This is a genomic window from Bartonella sp. LB28NMGDW (assembly GCF_042194435.1).
Taxonomy (GTDB): Bacteria; Pseudomonadota; Alphaproteobacteria; order Rhizobiales; family Rhizobiaceae; genus Bartonella; species Bartonella grahamii.
The window spans coordinates 23,345-44,290 of record NZ_JBHIMX010000005.1 but is presented as its reverse complement, the minus strand read 5'-3'; the positions used below and the strand labels follow the sequence as shown (position 1 = coordinate 44,290).

Here is a 20,946-nt window from a genome sequence, read left to right as displayed (position 1 = left end):
TCTCGCCAATTTTCAAAAGTATGAGAAAGGGTATCTACAGCCCATCTTTTAAGGACTCCAACTGCCTTAACTACAAGCTTTCCAATGAAAAAAATATACGGTTAAAATAGCATCTTTGACTGTTGGTCCGATGATAGCATTCTCCTTACCTATAGAAGTTTGCCCTGAGATAGCAATAAAACTTTTGTTTTTCGCTGAAATAAGAGGCTCTTTCTCTTGGTCCACTATCATAATGAAAACTTCCTCTGGAAAGCCACCTCTCCTAAAATTTGCATGAATCTCGAGAATTTGAGAGAAAAAAAGAACTGTTGTTAAAACACATAATCTAGCTCTTTTAACCATTTCTTTCTCCTTTTTTATTTAAAATATCAAAAATGAACTATAAAATTCATAAATTATTAAAAAATAAGAATAATATACAATAATTTTTTTACTTAATACAATACATAAAATATAATATTACAATATATAATTTGTGGATATTATTTAACTTATATTAAAAAATTTGATAGAAATCAGAAAGTATATGTATTTTAAATTTATAGTTTTTATAAAATTATGATGATAAATCCAGATCACTATAAAATAACAAAATATTTATTTGGCTACAAACAACATATATGTACAGTAATAAATACATAATTTATTAAATAATTTAAATATAGTATTGATCTTCTATATTTTCATATGAGGAAGTTTCAAAATTCAATATCCGCCCTTCATCATTGTCCCTAAAATAAATATTATTGAAAACTTAATGAAGGAAAAATTGTTTCTGGTAAAACAGATAATAAGTGCCCTTCACGCACAAGTATATGTGCTTGATGAAGATCTGGAGCCATATAGCGATCTTCCTTAAGAGAAGCAACATTTTTGCGTAAACATTCCATAACAGATTGCAAAAAAGTACTTGTTTTTAAAGGTGCACGATATTCAATTCCTTGTGCTGCAACAAGCGTTTCAATGCCAATAAGTGTAAAAAGATTTTTGCTCATTAGCAATAACCGACGAGCTCCATGGCAAGCCATTGAAACATGATCTTCTTGATTGGCTGAAGTTGGTGTTGAATCAACGGAAGCAGGATAGGCCATTTGCTTATTTTCAGACATTAAAGCTGCTGCTGTTACTTCAGCAATCATAAAACCTGAATTAAGACCCGCATTATGCGCTAAAAAAGCTGGAAGTCCATAAGAAACTGCTGGATCAACCATAAGAGCAATACGCCGTTGAGAAATAGATCCTATTTCACATAAAGCAAGAGCAATCTGATCAGCAGCAAACGCTACAGGTTCAGCATGAAAATTCCCACCTGATACAACTTCACCATTCCTTAAAATCAATGGATTATCTGTAACAGCATTTGCTTCAATAATCAGTGTTTTTGCTGCTGCCAGCAAAATATCAAAACATGCCCCCATGACCTGTGGCTGACAACGTATACAATAAGGATCTTGTACACGCTCATCACCCCGTAAATGTGCTGCACGAATTTCTGAATCCTCTACAAGCTTTTCTAATGTTTTCGATACGGCAATTTGCCCATAATGTCCTCGTAAAATATGGATATCAGGATGAAATGGCGCCGTTGATCCCATAATGGCATCTGTCGTCAAAGCTCCTGCCAGCAATCCACCACACAATGCCCGATAAGCTCGAAAAAGACCGGCAAGTGCAAGAGCTGTCGATGTTTGAGTCCCATTAATAAGAGCTAGACCTTCCTTTGCCTCTAAAATAATAGGGGACAATCCCGCTTTCTCTAATGCAACCGCTCCACTCATACGAATATTTTGAAAAAATGCTTCTCCTTCTCCCATCATAACAGCCGCCATGTGAGCAAGTGGAGCTAGATCACCTGAAGCACCAACAGACCCTTTTTCAGGGATGACAGGAATGACGCCCTTTGCAAGCATATTTTCCAGCAAATTTACCAATTCTAGACGAACTCCTGAAGCTCCTCTTCCTAAAGAGATAAGCTTTAAGCTCATTATCAAACGCACAATATTTTCAGCTAAAGGCTCTCCTACCCCACAACAATGGGACAAAATAAGATTTCTCTGTAAAACAGCAACATCGTCCGCATCAATTTTAATGGAAGCCAACTTCCCAAAACCAGTATTAATACCGTACACAGGCTCACTTCCAGAAGCAATTTCAGCAATGCGCTGAGCCCCTTTCTCGATAGCTAAATGCGTGTCATTATGAAGTTTACTCACTTCACCATTAAAATAAATAGCCTCAAGTTCACTAAGCGTCACCTCGCTTGGTTTTAGTATAATAGTCATAATTTACTTTCTTTTTTAATCAAAGCGTAATGTTTAGCATTATTGATCCTTCTATAAAACAAAAAAACTATAACGACTCTTTAAAACGAGAATACTTTCTTAAAGGTATTCCTTACGATGGAGTCATTATCCAAAAGTAGAATAGTTGACGATAAATGAAATATTGACAAGCACAACCAAGGTCATGGATTTCAAAAATAGATAACGCATTAATTTATAATCATAATCTAGCATTATTTATATTGAATTTGATAAGAGATCCGAACATCTTAAGATTCTCCCATTCTAAATCTGTGTATGTTGAATTAATCAAAACCATTCGCTTGAACGTCATAAGCGAGATTGGCGTATGGATAAAACTGTACAAAAAAGAACTAAAACCCCTCTTATGAACCGTCTCAAGGGCTGTCGCAACATTGGGAAATGATAAACTGTGTGATGGTGCAGACTTGTTCTTGTGTATGAAGCGTAAAGACGAAGGACTCAATGAATTTATCATATGGATATATCATTAAGCTATTCCTACTAAACTTATAAAAATCTTAGACAGATAGCTGTCACAATCTATCATGATTGCAAAAATTAAACTCTATAGAAAATTAAAAAACTTATTTAACATATCACAACATAGAAGAAATTAAGCTTATTTACCACTTCTAAAATTGTATTTAAAGCGCCAGATTGAAACCTGAAAAGTACATCTTCAATAAAACCACACAAGACTCGAACTAACCCGTTATTTAAAATAAAAATAAAAGAAGCTTTCTTATATCAAAAAATTTAATTAACATATTGTTTTTATATTATATATTTAAAAAGAGAAATGCTTCATATAACATATTTATATTTTACTTTTTTGTTATATTGAATCTGAATTTAGAGATAATTTCAAAATGAGTTATTTTTTAAAGGTTCTTCCTAGTCATTATCCTTTTTACTACAAATTTCTGGTTACGATAATTTTTGCACTTTTTCAGTTATTGTTGTCAAAATTTAAGAACTCTCATTTAATAATAAAAAATAATCGTAAAAACAAAGAATTATCAAATAGTTCTATTCAATCTACCTCTTCCCTTTTTATAAAATAATCTGTTGTTAAACTGCAATAAAGAAAGCGCTCCGATGCTATAATGCAGTTCATAAATTTTCTATTTAAAACTCTCTCATATTAAGTGAACAATGAAAATCAGATATAATAAGATATCAATTTGAGTACTGAAGAAGAAAAAACTGCCCCCTCAAAATCTGCCTTTATAATGCGTTAATTTCCTGAATACCGCCTACTCTGATGTGCTAAAAGAGCAAAAGCAATCATCGATATCAAATTATCCTGCATACATATAGAGCTCACTTCGATACAAAAGCTCCAAATTACCTTGCACTTCATATTTCTTTGTCAATGTAACCAATTGCCGTAAATATTCTTCCCCATAGCGTGCAATAGCGCGTTGCGCTTGCGTTGAAGAGCGGCTCATTCCAATAAAAGCTTCAGATGGGATCATCATCGTCCAATTGTGCGTATGAAAAAAAATCTTTCCTGGATCTACCCCAAAGCCATCACTCATGTCCTGTAAAAAATCAAAATTACGATAATACCGAGAATAGTTCGGACTCATTTTCTCTAACAATATCTCATAAGCCTCTAGAAATTCGCTATGCTGGAAATCGCGATTATTTTGAATAACAGCCATGACACCATTGACTCGAAGTTGATCTGAAACAGAACAAAGCAACTTAGGACGATCCATCCACTGAAGCGCTTGCGCTGCAATGACAAGATCGACCTCACCGATTTGAGGCAATAGGTCTTCGGCACGCCCCTGATACCACTGCACCGTAGGAAATTTTCTTCGCCCCTTCTTAATCATATCTGCCGATACATCGATAGCATGATATTGGTGCTCATTTCCTAAAAAATTAACAACTCCCTCTAGTGCGATACCTGTCCCAGCTCCCACATCCACAATGGATAAATGCTTTTTGTTCTTAAAAGGATGGAGCATGGTTTTAAATAAAGTGAGGGGGTAGCGAGGACGATAACGATCATAATCATTAGCCAATCCATCAAACTTTTCACTTTGCCGTTGAACACTTTCTATCACAGGATTTTCCCCTTTCCCAATTATTATATGCATGTTTTGAAACAAAAATACTATATTTTCCTGTAATAATAATTTATATGAATATCATTGATCTTTTATAAGATGACCTCTATATTACCGCTATTATTTTAATATCAACAAGTCACTTAAGCGTTCCTAAAACGCATAGAGGTGTCAGTTTATTGATAAATATGCCTGTTGATAAAATTCAAAATACTTTCCAGCAAGAAGATAAACCCTATATAATACATAAAATATCTGTGGAGACATCTTTATGTTAAATGTACAAACTTCTTCAATGTTTAAAATATTAAAACAATTTTCAATCGTGATTTTTTTGGCATGGTTAGTGCCATTTTTAAGTGGGTGCGGATTTAATACGATACCAACAAATGAAGAAAAAGCACATGCAGCATGGAGTGAAGTGCTCAATCAATATCAACGTCGTACAGATCTCATCCCCAATCTTGTAGAAACAGTTAAAGCTTACGCAGCTCATGAACAAAGCGTTTTCACAAATGTAATTGAGGCACGTGCCAAAGCAACGCAAGTCAACATTAATGCAGATATGTTGAATAATCCAGAAGTTATGCAGCAATATCTCAAAAATCAAGCAAATTTATCAAGTGCCCTTTCGCGGCTTATGGCTGTTGTCGAAAACTATCCGGATCTTAAAGCAAACCAGAACTTTCTTGCTCTTCAATCACAATTAGAAGGAACAGAAAACCGAATTTCCGTTGCGCGCCGCGATTATATTGAAACAGTACGTGCTTACAATACTGCTCTCAAAACAATGCCGACGATGATTTGGGCAAAGCTATGGTTTCGTGATGCTAAACCTATGCCTACTTTTACCATCGATACTGATAGCCAACAAACACCAAAGGTTAATTTTAATTAATGAAAATATTTCAACACTCTATACAACGTCGTATTTTTCTACGTTTATGGGTTCCTTTGAGTATTCTATATTTGATCATTGCATTGGGGAATGTCACTTACGCACACACTAAGTTTCCTCCCTTAACCGGCTATATCAACGATATGGCTCATTTACTTGATCATGCAACACAAAGAAATTTAACGGAAAAGCTAGCTACACTCGAAGAGAAAACGGGAGATCAAATCGTTCTTGTGACGCTCCCTACTCTTTCGGGCAATGATATAGAGACATACAGCAATTCTCTTTTTCGTACATGGAGATTAGGTCAAAAACAAATCAATAACGGCATATTAATCGTCATTGCACCAAATGAACGCAAAGCACGTATTGAGGTAGGCTACGGTCTGGAAGGAGAACTAACAGATGCCATTTCCTCTGTCATTATTAATAGCTTCATGATTCCTAATTTTCGTGAAGGAAATTATCAAAAAGGAATTGTCGAATCCGTTCACGCAATTATCAAAGTGATCACACAAAGTGATGCTGATTTTTCTTTTCGAATCAATCAAAAAGCTAAAGCTGTTGAAGAACAACGCAAACAAGCTGAAAAAGAAGAAATGATTACAAATACAATCACGTTTCTCATTCTCTTTATAGTCATTTGTTTGCCCATTCTTGCTATGATTTTTGGTAAAAAAATAGGTCCACGAAAGTATCTTTGGCTGGGTATTGTCTTCACACCTTGGTTTTTAAACTTAAATGCGAGCGGTAGAGGTTCTGGTGGAATCTTTGGCGGACCTTCAGGGGGAGGAGGATTCAGAAGTGGTGGTGGATCATCAGGTGGTGGCGGTGCAACAGGAAGATGGTAAAACGAGCATAACGATTTTTTTAATAAAATTCATTGCACTTCTTATAAACTATCTCTTAATCCTGTTCTTTTTTTATTTTTCTGATTATAATACAAACTCAAACATCAAGATAAATATTACCAATGACATTTGAATTAAAACATACGGATCGTAATAACTTATCATATCATTTTAATGCAATTCTAGGAAATCCACCCGTTGAATGGAAGATAAGTAATCATCTAGTTGAGTATCCTGAAGCTCTGCGTTATATGCAAGAACGTGTAGAAAAAATTCTTGCAAAAACCGCGCATGAACAGGTTTGGCTTCTTGAGCACCCTTCCCTTTATACAGCAGGGACGAGTGCAAATAAAAAAGATCTTTTGGCGCCTAATTTATTCCCTGTTTATGAAGCAGGACGTGGAGGCGAATTCACATATCACGGTCCAGGGCAGCGTATTGCTTATATCATGCTTGATCTTAAACGCCGAAAACAAGACATTCGTGCTTTTATTAGTGCATTAGAAGAATGGATCATACAGATGCTTGCAAACTTTAATATTAAAGGCGAACGCAGAGAAGATCGAGTTGGTGTCTGGGTTAAACAGTCTCATTGCCCATCAAAACAAAATGATCTTTCTTCCGAAGATAAAATTGCAGCTATTGGCATTCGAGTGCGCAAATGGATAAGTTTTCATGGAGTTTCTATCAATGTTAATCCTAATTTAGCCCATTATTCAGGAATTGTTCCTTGTGGAATTAAAAACCACGGTGTAACAAGCTTTCTGGATCTAGGTTACCCTGTAACAATGCATGATATTGATATTGCTCTCAAACACGCCTTTGAACAAATTTTCGGTCCAACAATTGATGTTTCCTAAGTGCATTGATTTTTAAATAAAAAACAGGCATAAAATCGTTTTAATAAATATTTTATTTTATGAGGTAGATAGTTAAACGCTATGAGCGATAACAAAAAGGATCTTTTTAGTGTTTTAAATAAAGCCCCATCTCGGGTAAATACAAAAGAAAACACTCTGCAGTCTCCAATGAAATCAAAAGCGATGATTTCAAAAAAAAGCGCAAAAGATACGCAAGAAGATGACTATAATGCCCTCTCTATTCGAGTGCTTGAGGGTTTAGAGCCCGTACGTTTACGCCCTGGAATGTATATTGGTGGAACAGACAGTAAAGCGCTTCATCATTTATTTGCCGAAATTATTGATAACGCGATGGATGAAGCTGTTGCGGGTTATGCAGATTTTATTGAGGTCTCATTAGATAGGAACAGTTATATAACCGTTACAGATAATGGACGTGGTATTCCTGTCGAAAATCATCCTCAAATGCCTGAGAAATCTACTCTTGAAGTTATTATGACACAACTCCACTCAGGGGGAAAATTTGATGGAAAAGCTTATCAAACTGCGGGTGGACTTCATGGAGTAGGAATTTCTGTTGTCAATGCTCTTTCTGATGATATGGAAGTTGAAGTTGCACGAGAACGAAAACTTTACCGCCAACGTTTCTCACGCGGCATTCCTCAATCTGGATTGGAAGATCTGGGAGATGTTTATAATCGTCGTGGTACGCGCGTTCGTTTTCATCCTGATCGTGAAATTTTTGGTGAAAACGCAGCTTTTGATCCAGAAAAAATCTATAAGATGGCATGCTCCAAAGCTTATCTTTTTGGTGGCGTAAAAATTCGCTGGACTTGTGATCCCGTCATACTTGAAGGCGCAGAAAATATTCCTGAAAAAGCTGTTTTTCATTTCCCCAATGGGCTTAAAGACTATTTACTCTCGTCACTAAAAGATGAATATCGAGTAACATCAGAAATTTTTTCTGGCAAAACACAACAAAATAATGGCCATGGCTCCGTTGAATGGGCTATCGCTTGGCATGGTGGTGATTCTTGTGTGCAATCTTACTGCAATACGATTCCTACAGGAGAAGGCGGAACACACGAAATAGGATTACGTCAAGCTCTTTTGCGTGGATTGAAATCCTACGCTGAGTTAATAGGAAACAAGCGCGCAACAATTATTACGTCTGACGATATTATGATTTCAACAGCCGCAATACTTTCAGTCTTTATCAGTAACCCTGAATTTGTTGGACAAACAAAAGATCGATTAGCGACCATTGAAGCACAGCGTATCGTTGAGAATGCAATCCGCGATCCTTTTGATCATTGGTTAGCAAATTCCCCGCAAGAAGCAACAAAACTTCTCGATTGGGTTATTGAACGTGCTGAAGAACGTGTTAAACGACGCCAAGATAGAGAAATAAGTCGAAAAACTGCTGTCCGTAAATTACGTCTGCCCGGTAAACTTGCAGATTGTAGCCAGAACCATGCTGTAGGTGCTGAACTATTCATTGTTGAAGGGGATTCTGCAGGAGGATCTGCTAAACAAGCAAGAAATAGAGCAAACCAAGCAATTTTACCTCTTCGTGGTAAAATCTTAAATGTCGCCAGTGCTGCACATGAAAAAATGAACTCAAGCCAAACAATTAGCGATCTTATCCTTGCTCTTGGATGTGGAACACGCTCCAAGTATCGTGAAAAAGATCTCAGATATGAACGTATTATCATCATGACAGATGCTGATGTTGATGGTGCTCATATTGCGTCACTGCTCATTACCTTCTTCTTTCAAGAAATGCCTGACCTTATTCATCAGGGACATTTATATCTCGCCGTCCCTCCCCTTTATAGAATATCGCAAGGAGGAAAAGTTGCTTATGCTCGTGACGACATTCACAAGGATGAATTACTCAAAACTGAATTTACTGGAAAAGCTAAAATCGAAATCGGGCGTTTTAAAGGGCTGGGTGAAATGCGCGCGGAACAACTTAAAGAAACGACTATGCATCCTCAAAAACGTACATTGCTTCGTGTTTCTATTGATGCCGTGGAAATGCAAGAAACGAAAAAGACTGTAGAAAGTCTCATGGGAACAAAACCAGAAGCACGATTTCGTTTCATACAAGAAAATTCTACTTTTGCTTCTAATCTAGACATCTAATGTAAAAAATATCCCTTTCAAACCACTGCGGCTGCGTCAATCACACGCAGTTGCGGATTGGTCGTTCCATTCCAATAATTCAAACTAAGATGACCAGCTAAATGAATCATTTCACCAATATTTTCAAAAAGAAAATCACCAAGAGATGTCCCTACAGCACGAAAAGCTATTCCTTGCAGTTTTTTTCCTTCAACATTAGATACAATGAGGCGAAGATGTCCTTTACCAACTTCAGATAGATTCACCAATCGATGAGAGGGAAGAACAAAGACAGGTGTTGCATTCCCTGTCCCAAATGGCCCTGCTTTTTCAAGCAACTCAAACAGTGCTTCATTAACACCAGAAGCAGAAAGAGAACCATCTATACTAAGAGACTTTTTAGCATGCAACTCAGAAACCCTTAAAGAAACTTTTTCTTCTAACCATTTTCGAAAGATTTCAATTTTTGTTGATTGAATTGTAATTCCTGCGGCCATACTATGTCCCCCTCCCTTTTCTAATAAATTTAATGTAACAGCTTCACGAACGAGTGCCCCTAAATCTATACCATTAATTGAGCGTCCCGACCCTACGCCATTTCCATCTTCTTTCAAAGCAATAGCAAAAACAGGACAAAAAAAACGCTCTTTGAGACGGGAAGCAAGAATACCAATAATTCCCGGATGCCATTCTTTATGAGAAATTACAAGTGACAAGGGTATTTCTTGATCTTGATAAAGAGAAGCAATGTAAGATTCCGCTTGTGCTAATTGAATGTTCTCCATTTCTTGGCGTTCTTGATTAAGCTGATCTAATTGTTCTGCTATTCTGTCCGCTTCATCTTTATTCTCACAGCTAAGCAAACGTGCTCCCAAAGCTTGATCACCAATGCGCCCTCCTGCATTAATTCTAGGGCCTAACAAAAAACCTAAATGAAAACTATTAAGCGGCTCCCCTATTCGTGCAACCTTTGTTAAAGCTGTTATTCCTGGATTATGCATAGAACGAGCAACTTGAAGCCCTTTTATCACAAAAGCACGATTAACCCCCTGTAATGGGACGACATCACATATGGTTGCCAATGCAACAAGATCAAGCAGACTTAAAAGATCAGGCAGCTGCCCTTGGAATTGTTTTTTCCGCAGTAAATGATGAACCCAAGCTAACGTAACAAAAACAACGCCCGCTGCACATAAATGCCCCTGTTTAGAAAAATCATCAGGGCGATTAGGATTGACAAGAGCAACGGCTTCTTGATGAATCTCTGACATTTGATGATGATCTAAAATCACAACATCAGCACCAGCAAGCCTCGCTGCTTTTACCGCATCTGGACTGTTTGCGCCACAATCAACAGTGATAATTAACCGAGCACCTTCTTGCACAAGCATCCTCATTGCTTGTTCATTCGGACCATAGCCTTCAACAATACGATCAGGAATATAAATTTTGACTTCAATACCAAAATAACGAAAAAAACGCGCTATGAGTGCCGAAGAACAAGCACCATCAACATCATAATCACCAAAAACAGCAACCTGTTCTTGATTGAGAAGAGCCTTAACAATGCGCTCTGCAGCGCATTGCATATCCCTAAAACTTTCTGGATCAGGCATAAGCGTACGTAATGTTGGATTAATAAAAGCAACAGCCTCAGCTTCATCCACATCTCTTGCTGAAAGTACTCGAGCTAACTGATCTGGAAAACCAAATTTTTGAGAAATAGCGCGCGCATTATTTATCCCTTTGACATCAAGGGCATCTAACCAAGCTTGACCACAAGCAGAAGATTCAACATTGAGAAAGTAACGAGACCACTGCATTATTGCTCATTTTATAATGGAGAACGATAAAATACAATCATACGTTAAAGATAAAATAGTCTTTTGCAACATTCATTTTAAGTTTAAATTGTCCACAAACTTCTTTTAATGAGGTATTATAATACCTTTATCATAACATGTTGTTTTATAAAGTTTTTATTTTCTCTTGACGTCAATCAAAAGACATTATATCAGAGTAAGGTGTATGCGTTAAATATTTCGCTATGGTAACAATTTTCAACGCAAAACAGTAAAAATTCCCTTATATTAAAAGGGTTCTAATAAAGGATACTTCTATGGCAACTTTTTCACAAAAGCCAACTGAAGTGGTGAAAAAATGGGTTATTATTGACGCAGAAAACCTTGTTTTAGGTCGTCTTGCCACATTTGTTGCTAACCGCTTACGTGGCAAACATAAAGCTACATTTACTCCACATGTTGATGATGGTGACAACGTTATTGTCATTAATGCAGATAAAATAGCTCTCACTGGCAAAAAATATACGGATAAAAAATATTATTGGCATACCGGCTATATTGGTGGAATCAAACAACGTACAGCACGTCAACTTCTTGAGGGGCGTTTTCCCGAACGCGTTATTGAAAAAGCGGTAGAGCGCATGATTCCTCGTGGTCCCCTTGGTCGCCGTCAATTGAAGAATCTACGTGTTTACGCTGGAAGCCAACATCCACATGAAGCACAACAGCCTGAATCTCTTGACGTTGGTGCTTTAAACCGCAAAAACAAAAGGATTGCTTGATTATGGCTGAAATTAATTCTCTTTCTGAGCTTAGCATAGTAACAAGTATTACAGAAACACATGAAAATGTTGTTCCTGTCCACGTGCAAAAGCTTGATTCACAAGGACGTGCTTATGCAACAGGAAAGCGTAAAGACGCTGTTGCACGCGTATGGATTAAACCAGGTTCTGGAAAAATCACGATCAATAATAAGGAATTTGACAAATATTTTGCTCGTCCTGTTCTTAGAATGATTCTTCGTCAACCAATTGTTGCAACAAACAGGGATACCCAGTTTGATATTATTGCAACCGTTGCAGGTGGTGGTCTTTCCGGACAAGCCGGTGCAGTGCGCCATGGCATTTCCAAAGCTTTAACGTATTACGAACCAGAACTTCGCTCAATCTTGAAAAAAGGTGGTTTTCTTACCCGTGATAGTCGTGTTGTTGAACGTAAAAAATACGGTAAAGCAAAAGCACGTCGTTCTTTCCAATTCTCAAAGCGTTAATTTCAATTTTTGTACAATGCATAAAGCCTCGGACAAAAACGGGGCTTTTTTTAACTGCTAAAACAGACCTTTCGTAGAGACAAATTTATATCTGTTAGAAGAAAACAAGAATGCAAAACAACAGATTCTCCTTAAACAAGAACTAAAAAAGTAGATCAAAAAATATCTGTAATATAACTTTAGTTATCTCATAAGCTTTTCAATGTCTTTTTCTATCATCACTTAACAAGATTTAGTCCAAGAAATGCTTTACCATTGTGATAAAATGCGGGACAGAAATAGGTTTTGACATATATTCCTCACATCCACTGGCACGAATTCGCTCTTCATCCCCTTTCATAGCAAAGGCTGTTACAGCAACAACGGGAATCGATCTTAGTTCTTCATCTCCTTTTAATTGTTTAATAACATCTATTCCAGAGACCTCTGGCAACTGGATATCCACAAGGATAAGAGATGGCATTGATGAACGCGCCAAATCTAATGCCATAAGACCATTACGCGTTTCAACGGTTTCATAACCACTCGCTTCTACAAGATCACGGAATAACTTCATATTAAGCTCATTATCTTCCACGATCATGACTTTTTTTGACATTCGTATAACTCCACCCTTCTCAGATAAAATAGAGAAATAGAAATGAATCCACATTCTCTTTGCTTAAAATAAAATGATAAAAAAAATTGTAAACCACAAAGAGACTAGAAGCTTCCAATAAAAGCTTTTTACGCAAACATTTATAATACTCATCACTATGCTTTTTCATTTCATAAGAATGAAACCCACAAATAGTCGTAAGATTGTGATCCCCTGTATTTTTTGAGTTGATATGCAAAGTTCATGGATATCTCAATTAATACATTCGCATCATAAAAAAATATCAACCACAAACTTAGCTCAAATGTGTATTTTGAAGAGGGAAAAATTTAAGTAACCTTTAAAATAGCTGATTAGTTAAATTTAATGTGCCATATATTGCCTTACCCAAAAAAATATCTTAAGGATAAACTAATCAACATCATTAAGAGTAAAATATAACTAAACCATGATTAAATATCACGGTTTAGTTATATGAAATATTCAACAAAAGAATAATTCAAAGTTAATCAAGTACAATATCTTTTAATTCAAAGCCCATGCACTATGAGCAAAAGCATCGAATGTTCTTCCACCTGTCTCTCTGCTAGGACTCGGTGGCTTTCTAGTAAAGAAATATACAAGATATGCGATTAAACCAAAAATCGCTGCCTCCATCCCCATTAAACCCGCGACTTTTTGGACATTTTTCTCAGCCCCTTGTCCTCCAAATTGGCTAATAATCATATCAACAGCTTTAATAACTCTATTTTCCTGTGTCATTACAGAAATGAAACCAGCATTTTGAAATCTACCATTTAAAGAATCGGCATTGGCTCCTAAAACCTGTGAAAAGAAAATAGCGACTGCAACCACACATACTATACAATGCTTAAATATTTTCATCATAACCACCTATTACAATGTTTAATAAAATAAATTTTTCTTTACCCCCCCTCTAAATATAAAACATTACATCATCTATCGATAACGTATATTTATCTTCTTATAATAAAAATATAATACAAAACTTTAATTAATAATTTTATTTTAATTGCTATTTTTATATTATATTATATCCGTTACATATTTATCTTAAGTTTGTCAATTGTTTTATTTGTGTTTTTATATTATACAATTTAATGCTAAAATGTATTAAATTAGAATTATTTTATTGTTTTTATTATAATTTTAGCTTTATTATCATAAATATTACTATGTTATTACATTATAAAAATATTAATGTGTTGTTTTTTAGTTACACATATTGTTTTTATTTTTTTGTATAGTACAGTAAGATAAATATTTTTAAAATTTACAAAAAACAAAAAAATACTTTATTGAAATATTCTGATAAAATTATTTTGCATTATTATAAATTGAGAAGAAATAGCTGTCCCAGTAAAAAAAATAGCGTAAACTCCAGCTTAGCTCTTTGATTGAAAAAGCTAAATCAGATACAATAAGAGATAACTTTTGGTGAACGCGCCAAATCTAATGCCATAAGGACATTACACATTTCAACGATTTCACAGCCACTCGTTTCTACAAGAACGCGGAATAATTTTAATAAAGTTCATTGTCTTCCACGATTATAACTTTCTGACTTTTATATCATCCCCCTAATCCATTAAATTTACGCATTGTTTTCTTATAACTCATGAAAGTCATGGCAATAAAAAGAAAAGCGCTCAACAGAAGATATCCAATATTCCATTCGCCTTTACCAAATAACAGTGAAACGGGCAAAGAAGCAGAAAAAGCCATAGGAAGCATAAACAAAAGCCATTTTACGATGCTTAAAGGATAAATGCCTATTGGTACAAATGACAGCTCGTAAATCATTTCATGAAAATATTCGACAGGCATCTTACGGCTAATAATAAATGTTACAAAATTAAACATCATGAAAAAACAAATATTGACGATAAAAACACAAAATATTGCAACAATAAAAGAGATCCATCTTAGCTTAAGATCGGATATATTCGGTAATGATACAAATAAATAGGCACTAACATAAAGAACAAAGAGCTTGATCAGATTAAGAGGTTTACACCAACCAAACAACATCAACAACCAAATTGAAACGGGCTTTATCAAGTATGGTTCAATTTTACCATCCGCTACTTTTTCAAAAAACGTTTCAATAGAATTAGTAAAAATATTCAAAAATATTCCAAGTAAAACAAAGACAACAAAGATAAAATGGATTTCATCTCTGCTATAGTTACCGATCTTTCCTGAAAAAGAAGATATTCTATCAATAAATATGAATTGAATAAAATAATAGCATAGAGAAAGAATAAACTCCCCAGCCAAATTCTTACCATAAACAATCTGTCGGCGGATATTCAAACTGATAAAATGAAGGATTATTTTCATCTCAACCACCCGCTCCATTATATGCTTTCATTCCTTTATTCCAAGCAATATAAATTAAGAATAAAAGACACAAAATATAAGTAAAACTTCCGAAAATAAACTGCTGAAACAACGCTAAATTTTGCGTCGCAAAAAACTCGGCAGGAGCTGAGATCACGAAACGATAAGGATTAAATTGCATAAGCGGAATAAGCCACACCGGCCAAAAAGATGGTGGTAAAAGCCCCCCCCAAGAAGCGCTGAACTAAGAATACTGAAAGAGAGTAATATATTGTACTCAATCACCCAAAAGCTTAATAAGGCAATTCCAAAAGAGAGTAAAAAACAAAGCAATTGTGATAGAATAACAATGAGAAAAAAGAATAGAAAAGCGATGACCAATCCCAGAATGTTTTCATAGGATGAAACAAGCTTAACAACAAAAAGAGCCAATAACGGGATGCTATATAATACACTCTCCCCTAAAAAAGTAAAAAGCATTTGTGTCATATAACTGAAGGGCTTTGTAAGATATACTTCTAATTGACCTTCTTTAACATGATGAGAGAAAAACTTAATCACATTATAACCATTATTTAAGCGTCCTAGGACTAAAGAAAAAGCATAATAATACATCATATCATGAAAGCTAAAGCCATTTATGGTGTTGCCCATATCAGAGAAAAGTGCATTCCATAATAGAAATTGAATAACAAATGGCGAAAGTGTTCCAATGATAATGTCGGTAAAAAACATTGCTCTATCACTTAGAACAGTGAGTAATCCATTCTTGGCAAAAAGAAACATGCCAAAGCAGTGGTTAGATAAATTCTTTAAATTTAACACGGAGCATCTCTTCAAGCGAGGGAGTGGATACAGAGAACGTACAGTTCAATTCGGTTGTAATTTCGCGTACAAAATGCGCAAAATCCTCACGAGGCAGCGAAATCTCCAGCGAGCATTCTTCAGTGTTAAAGTGCTTATCCTTTAAAGGAGTAGATAATTTCAACGCAATCTCATCAATTTTTTCTACAACAGTTGAAGGTGCAGCCAAGTGTTCACAAAAAAGTGTCATTCTCACCAAAGAAGGAATGACATTTTTAAGCGCCTGAAGATTGCCATGAAACTGTTTCTTTCCCTTATGCAAGAGAATAATATCATCGACGTATCCATCAATATCTCCCATATCATGACTCGTGATGATATACCCAGTACCGCGCTCCCTTTTCAGTTTTTTAAGAAGCTCCCTGATTTCATGCTTAGATGTAATATCAAGACCAATACTTGGCTCATCGAGAAACAACAGTTTAGGTCTAAAGGAGAGATTAAATGCCAATTCACTTTTCACTCTCTCACCCAGACTAAGCATCCGCACTGGCTTATCCATAATATGCTCAAGACCCAGCAACTCAGTGATCTCTTTAAGATCACGAGTAAAAGAAGCGCGTTCAAGACCATATAATGGTTGAACCATATCCAGACTGTAGCGTAAAGGTAAATCCCACCACAAACAATTCTTGTGACCAAAGACCACACCCAAAGACTTGAATAGATCTTTCTTCGCTTTATAAGGATCAACACCAAGGACTTTAATACATCCCTCATCAGCATGTTGTATACCAGAAAGTATTTTAATCAGTGTTGATTTACCCGCTCCGTTAGGGCCAAGAATTGCTAATGATTGCCCTAAAAAGAGAGTGAAACTCATATCTTTTAACACATGATGATTTGTATAAACCGGCTTGAAGAGAGAAACCACCTTGTTTTTAAAACCAATTCCTCTGTCAATGTTGCGATATATTTTTGAGACGTTATTAACGTCAATCAATAATGATCCCATCCGTCACTCCTAATTTCAACTTATCTCCCCTTTAAATGTTCCCATAATAACTATCTGTTTTTGTTCACTAGAAAAAACAAAAGTGTTCAAGCCCTCCCTAGAGCAATAAAACGCACCTGACGTTTTATCTCCAATTTTTTGTATAGATATTTTTCAATGTGATGAGTTCACTTCAATGAAGCATTAAGATACTAAAAACTTATTTCTTCTTTTATGAAAGATAATCTTTTGAATAAACTAAGTAAGTAGAAAAATAATTGCTCATTGAAAGGAGAACTTTTCTCATAAAACTTCATTGTATAAGCAAAGATACAAAGCATAAATCTATACTATAAGCCTATCAAATCACTTTGATAACAGAACAAACTTCCTTGACAACAGGAATTTTTTGAGAGGCTACTTTTCCTCAGCATTACTATAAAATGCCTCAATTATCTCCCATGAAAAAATTAAAATCGCCTTCACTATTTTAGTAAATATCTTTCAGATTTTATCTAACTCATCTCCCTCAACAGACACGCCTCCCCAATATATGACCTCTATAGATAATTCAAAGGAGCAGCTTCACCAGCTCAGATTATTAAATAACACACCATATCCAAAAATAACAATACAATCTATATGGATAAAGAGCTGTAGAAAGAAAACTTATGATATTCGAAAATTTCATCACTCAAAAACACAATTTTCTCATAGCAATTTACTTATCAAAAATTTTCTTCAAATGATGCCCTATTCATCTTATAAAATTTATAGACAAAATTTGTATCAATCAAAAAGAACAAATGAAGTTTCTTTACTCTGTTTCAGCATCACTCTCATTAAAAGACAAAAGATTAAAACTTTGGACCATATGAGGCGGTAAAGGTGCAACAATATCCAATATTCCTCCTGAAGGATGAGGAATACGAATACGACGTGCATGAAGATGAAGACGATTTTGAATTCCTCCTGGTAATGTCCAATTACTATCAGAAAAAAAATACTTTGTATCGCCAATGATAGGATGATCCACATGGGCAGCATGCACACGAAGCTGATGTGTTCTCCCTGTATAGGGTTCCATTTCAAGCCACGAAAGAGCCCGCCCTCGCGTGTCTAAAACGCGATAGTAGGAAACCGCATGATGTGAATCTGGCTCCCCATGTTCACAAACACGCATTTTGTCACCTTGTGCAGTCATTTCCTTAACCATCCACGTTGAAATTTTGTCCTGCTTTTTTTTAGGCACGCCCCGAACCAACGCCCAATAAGTCTTTTTTGTTTCTCGCGCTCTAAAAGCAGCTGTTAAGAACTGAGCAGCTCCCCTTGATCGCGCAACAATAAGCACCCCCGACGTCTCACGATCAAGACGATGAACCAAACGCGGCTTTTCACCTTTTTTATTGCGCCATACCTCAAGCATACTATCCATATGACGTGTTAAACCAGAGCCTCCTTGTACAGCCAACCCAGCTGGTTTATTAAAAACAAATACCTTTGGATCTTCATAAAGCAGCATTTTTTTCAAAACGGTTTCATCATCCTGCCCACGAAGTGTTTTATCCGTTATTGAAAGATTTTCCTTGTCATTAATAGGGAGAGGTGGAATACGAACAGCTTGCCCCATACAAAGACGCGTATCAGCTTTAACACGTCCACCATCAACCCGTATCTGACCAGAACGCAACAATTTTTGCAAAGCTCCAAAACCAAGCCCAGGGTAATGCACTTTAAACCAGCGGTCCAAGCGCATTCCATTTTCATCTGCCTCAACTTTTTTTATTTCTACGCCTGCCATGAAAATTCCCTTACCTGATAATTTTCTCTGCCCAATATTTTTTACCTGATAATTTTATTGATCTATTTTTGCGCCTTTATAAACACAAAAATTGATATTTTAGTTGGCTTTATCACACCATATTACAGTTAGTATCCAAAATTGCCTTTTCTTAACGTCCAAATTTTATTAGCTAAAAACTAAGCGTAGTAAAAATCAACAACCTTTACGCTTAATAGCGAATGGAGATAATTAACCGTGTCCTTATTCAAAACCTATGCACGTGTTCTCACTTACCTAAATAGAGAAAAAAATGCATCCCTTTTAATCTGTACCGCTAATGTTATGTTAGCTATTATCACTATTGCAGAACCTATTTTATTCGGACGCGTTATTGATTCTATTTCAGAAAAATCAGCTATCATTCCTACTCTTACCCTTTGGGTTTGTTTTGGACTTTCACATATTATTGCTTATGTCCTTGTTGCTCGCGGTGCTGACCGCTTAGCCCATAGACGCCGCTTAACGGTTTTAACGGAATCTTTCGAACGTATCATTGCCATGCCTTTAATTTGGCATCAACAACGCGGAACTTCCAACGCACTCCATACACTTTTGCGCGCAATAGATTCCATGTCAACCATATGGCTTGATTTTATGCGCCAACACCTCTCAACGCTTGTCGCTTTATTGGTTCTCATCCCCATAGCGTTTAATATGAATTGGCGTCTTTCAATAGTCTTGGTTGTGCTTGCCATCATCTACGTATTAATTGCACGTTTAGTGATGCGAAAAACAAAAGACGGACAAGCCGCTGTAGAATGCTACCACCACAACCTTTTTAAACATGTCAGTGATTCAATCTCTAATGTTTCCATTGTACAAAGTTATAACCGAATAAAAGAAGAAACTTCTATACTGCATCAACATACAAATGCTCTGCTTAAAGCACAAAATCCTGTTCTTAATTGGTGGGCGCTTGCCAGTGGCTTAAATCGAATGGCTTCAACAATTTCAATCGTTTGTGTTCTTCTCCTTGGAGCTTTTTTTGTTGCAAAAGGTCAATTACGAGTAGGTGAAATCGTTGCTTTTGTTGGATTTGCACAACTCATGATTAGTCGTCTAGACCAAATGAGCAATTTCATTAATTGTGCAATATCCTCACAAGCAAAACTGCAAGAATTTTTTGAAATGGAAGACTCAACCTTTCATACCAACGAACCACAAAATCTTCCTTCCCTCCAAAATGTTAAAGGCGCCATCCAATTTCATCACGTGACCTATAAATTTCCAAATTCTTCTCAAGGCGTTTTTGATATTTCCTTTGAGGTTAAAGCAGGACAAACTGTTGCGATTGTAGGACCAACAGGGGCTGGGAAGACAACATTGATCAATCTGTTGCAGCGCGTATACGACCCTACCATTGGGCATATCTCCATTGATGGAATAAATATATGCTCGATCAATCGCGAATCTTTACGCAAGTCTCTAGCAACAGTATTTCAAGACTCAGGTCTCTTCAACCGCACTATTTATGACAATATTTCAATAGGAAAAGCGAGCGCAAAGAATGAAGAACTTTATGAAGCAGCAAAAATAGCAGAAGCTCACGATTTTATTCTAAAAAAAGCTGATTGTTATAACACAATGGTGGGCGAACGAGGATCTCAATTATCAGGTGGAGAAAAACAGCGACTAGCAATTGCACGCGCTGTTTTAAAAAATGCCCCTATTCTCATTCTAGATGAAGCAACAAGCGCTCTTGATGTTGAAACAGAAGCACGTGTCAAAGATGCTCTGGATTCAATACGCCATAACCGCACTACTTTTATTATAGCACATCGCCTCTCAACAGTACGCAATGCTGATGTGATACTCTTTCTGGAACATGGTTACTTAATGGAAAAAGGAAACTTTCAAGAATTGATCGATAAAGGAGGACGTTTCTCTAATTTTTTAAAGGCAAGTGGTTTAACAATCAAACCACCAGAAAGAGAAGGAGAAAATGTTATCCCCTTACATGAAGCCATAGCTTCATAAAAACGATACTCTTCATAGATCTTATGCAAAAAATCCTCCTTAATATAATAAGAGTGCTTATATGATACAAGTAAAAAAATTTCTAAAAATGCCACAATCCATTTTAGGTATTTAAAACAAATATTAAAACAGTTTAGTATTTTCTCTGCTATTGTAATTTTACTAGATTGG

17 protein-coding genes are annotated in these 20,946 nt (G+C 36.0%); 7 read left to right on the top strand and 10 right to left on the bottom strand.

Annotation, left to right across the window (positions count from 1 at the left end):
* Positions 1-66: 66 nt before the first annotated feature.
* The 3 genes from ACFIKG_RS04485 to ACFIKG_RS04475 form a co-directional block, all read right to left on the bottom strand.
* Positions 67-342, bottom strand: a complete 276-nt coding sequence (locus ACFIKG_RS04485) for a hypothetical protein (protein WP_375651831.1) — start codon at positions 340-342, stop codon at positions 67-69.
* Positions 343-743: 401 nt separating this feature from the next.
* The gene (gene hutH, locus ACFIKG_RS04480; protein ID WP_375651830.1) at positions 744-2,282 is read right to left on the bottom strand and encodes a histidine ammonia-lyase; all 1,539 of its coding nucleotides are present in this window, start codon (positions 2,280-2,282) and stop codon (positions 744-746) included.
* Between the two features lie 1,325 nt (positions 2,283-3,607).
* A complete protein-coding gene (locus ACFIKG_RS04475) occupies positions 3,608-4,417 on the bottom strand; it encodes a class I SAM-dependent methyltransferase (RefSeq protein ID WP_375651829.1) in 810 nt (269 codons plus the stop codon).
* Positions 4,418-4,658: 241 nt separating this feature from the next.
* On the opposite strand from ACFIKG_RS04475, the gene ACFIKG_RS04470 reads away from it, so the two are divergent.
* The 4 genes from ACFIKG_RS04470 to parE all read left to right on the top strand — a co-directional run bounded on the left by ACFIKG_RS04470 (position 4,659) and on the right by parE (position 9,144).
* Positions 4,659-5,285, top strand: coding sequence for a LemA family protein (locus ACFIKG_RS04470; protein WP_015856539.1), 627 nt, complete (start codon positions 4,659-4,661; stop codon positions 5,283-5,285).
* Entirely contained in the window at positions 5,285-6,136 is an 852-nt protein-coding gene (locus ACFIKG_RS04465) for a TPM domain-containing protein (protein WP_375651828.1), read from the top strand. The genes ACFIKG_RS04470 and ACFIKG_RS04465 overlap by 1 nt, the downstream gene beginning before the upstream one ends.
* Before the next feature lie 122 nt (positions 6,137-6,258).
* A complete protein-coding gene (gene lipB / locus ACFIKG_RS04460) occupies positions 6,259-6,996 on the top strand; it encodes a lipoyl(octanoyl) transferase LipB (RefSeq protein ID WP_375626017.1) in 738 nt (245 codons plus the stop codon).
* Between the two features lie 81 nt (positions 6,997-7,077).
* Entirely contained in the window at positions 7,078-9,144 is a 2,067-nt protein-coding gene (gene parE / locus ACFIKG_RS04455; protein ID WP_375651827.1) for a DNA topoisomerase IV subunit B, read from the top strand.
* A gap of 17 nt (positions 9,145-9,161) precedes the next feature.
* Here the strand turns inward: parE and recJ are convergent, their stop codons facing one another.
* Positions 9,162-10,946: a single-stranded-DNA-specific exonuclease RecJ gene (gene recJ / locus ACFIKG_RS04450; RefSeq protein WP_375626021.1), complete on the bottom strand. Its 1,785-nt coding sequence runs from the start codon at positions 10,944-10,946 to the stop codon at positions 9,162-9,164.
* Positions 10,947-11,242: 296 nt separating this feature from the next.
* Here recJ and rplM point away from each other — a divergent pair, with 296 nt between their 5' ends.
* Together rplM and rpsI are read left to right on the top strand one after the other, a co-directional pair.
* Positions 11,243-11,707 (top strand): 50S ribosomal protein L13, encoded by a 465-nt coding sequence (gene rplM / locus ACFIKG_RS04445; RefSeq protein ID WP_015856544.1) that lies wholly within the window; start codon positions 11,243-11,245, stop codon positions 11,705-11,707.
* Positions 11,708-11,709: 2 nt separating this feature from the next.
* On the top strand, positions 11,710-12,195 hold the full coding sequence (rpsI, locus tag ACFIKG_RS04440; protein ID WP_015856545.1) for a 30S ribosomal protein S9: 486 nt from the start codon (positions 11,710-11,712) through the stop codon (positions 12,193-12,195).
* 232 nt (positions 12,196-12,427) lie between these two features.
* Here the strand turns inward: rpsI and ACFIKG_RS04435 are convergent, their stop codons facing one another.
* The 6 genes from ACFIKG_RS04435 to ACFIKG_RS04410 all read right to left on the bottom strand — a co-directional run bounded on the left by ACFIKG_RS04435 (position 12,428) and on the right by ACFIKG_RS04410 (position 18,756).
* Positions 12,428-12,793: a response regulator gene (locus ACFIKG_RS04435; RefSeq protein ID WP_375626023.1), complete on the bottom strand. Its 366-nt coding sequence runs from the start codon at positions 12,791-12,793 to the stop codon at positions 12,428-12,430.
* A 525-nt stretch (positions 12,794-13,318) separates the two neighbouring features.
* Positions 13,319-13,678: a hypothetical protein gene (locus ACFIKG_RS04430; protein ID WP_375626025.1), complete on the bottom strand. Its 360-nt coding sequence runs from the start codon at positions 13,676-13,678 to the stop codon at positions 13,319-13,321.
* A gap of 708 nt (positions 13,679-14,386) precedes the next feature.
* Entirely contained in the window at positions 14,387-15,175 is a 789-nt protein-coding gene (locus tag ACFIKG_RS04425; protein ID WP_375651826.1) for an ABC-2 family transporter protein, read from the bottom strand.
* 135 nt (positions 15,176-15,310) lie between these two features.
* Entirely contained in the window at positions 15,311-15,982 is a 672-nt protein-coding gene (locus tag ACFIKG_RS04420) for an ABC-2 family transporter protein (protein ID WP_375651825.1), read from the bottom strand.
* Positions 15,957-16,976, bottom strand: coding sequence for an ATP-binding cassette domain-containing protein (locus ACFIKG_RS04415; protein ID WP_375626979.1), 1,020 nt, complete (start codon positions 16,974-16,976; stop codon positions 15,957-15,959). The genes ACFIKG_RS04420 and ACFIKG_RS04415 overlap by 26 nt, the downstream gene beginning before the upstream one ends.
* 796 nt (positions 16,977-17,772) lie before the next feature.
* Positions 17,773-18,756: an RluA family pseudouridine synthase gene (locus ACFIKG_RS04410; protein WP_375626030.1), complete on the bottom strand. Its 984-nt coding sequence runs from the start codon at positions 18,754-18,756 to the stop codon at positions 17,773-17,775.
* Between the two features lie 237 nt (positions 18,757-18,993).
* Between ACFIKG_RS04410 and ACFIKG_RS04405 the strand changes: the two genes are divergently transcribed.
* Positions 18,994-20,775: a glucan ABC transporter ATP-binding protein/ permease gene (locus ACFIKG_RS04405; protein WP_375651824.1), complete on the top strand. Its 1,782-nt coding sequence runs from the start codon at positions 18,994-18,996 to the stop codon at positions 20,773-20,775.
* The last annotated feature ends 171 nt before the right edge of the window (positions 20,776-20,946 follow it).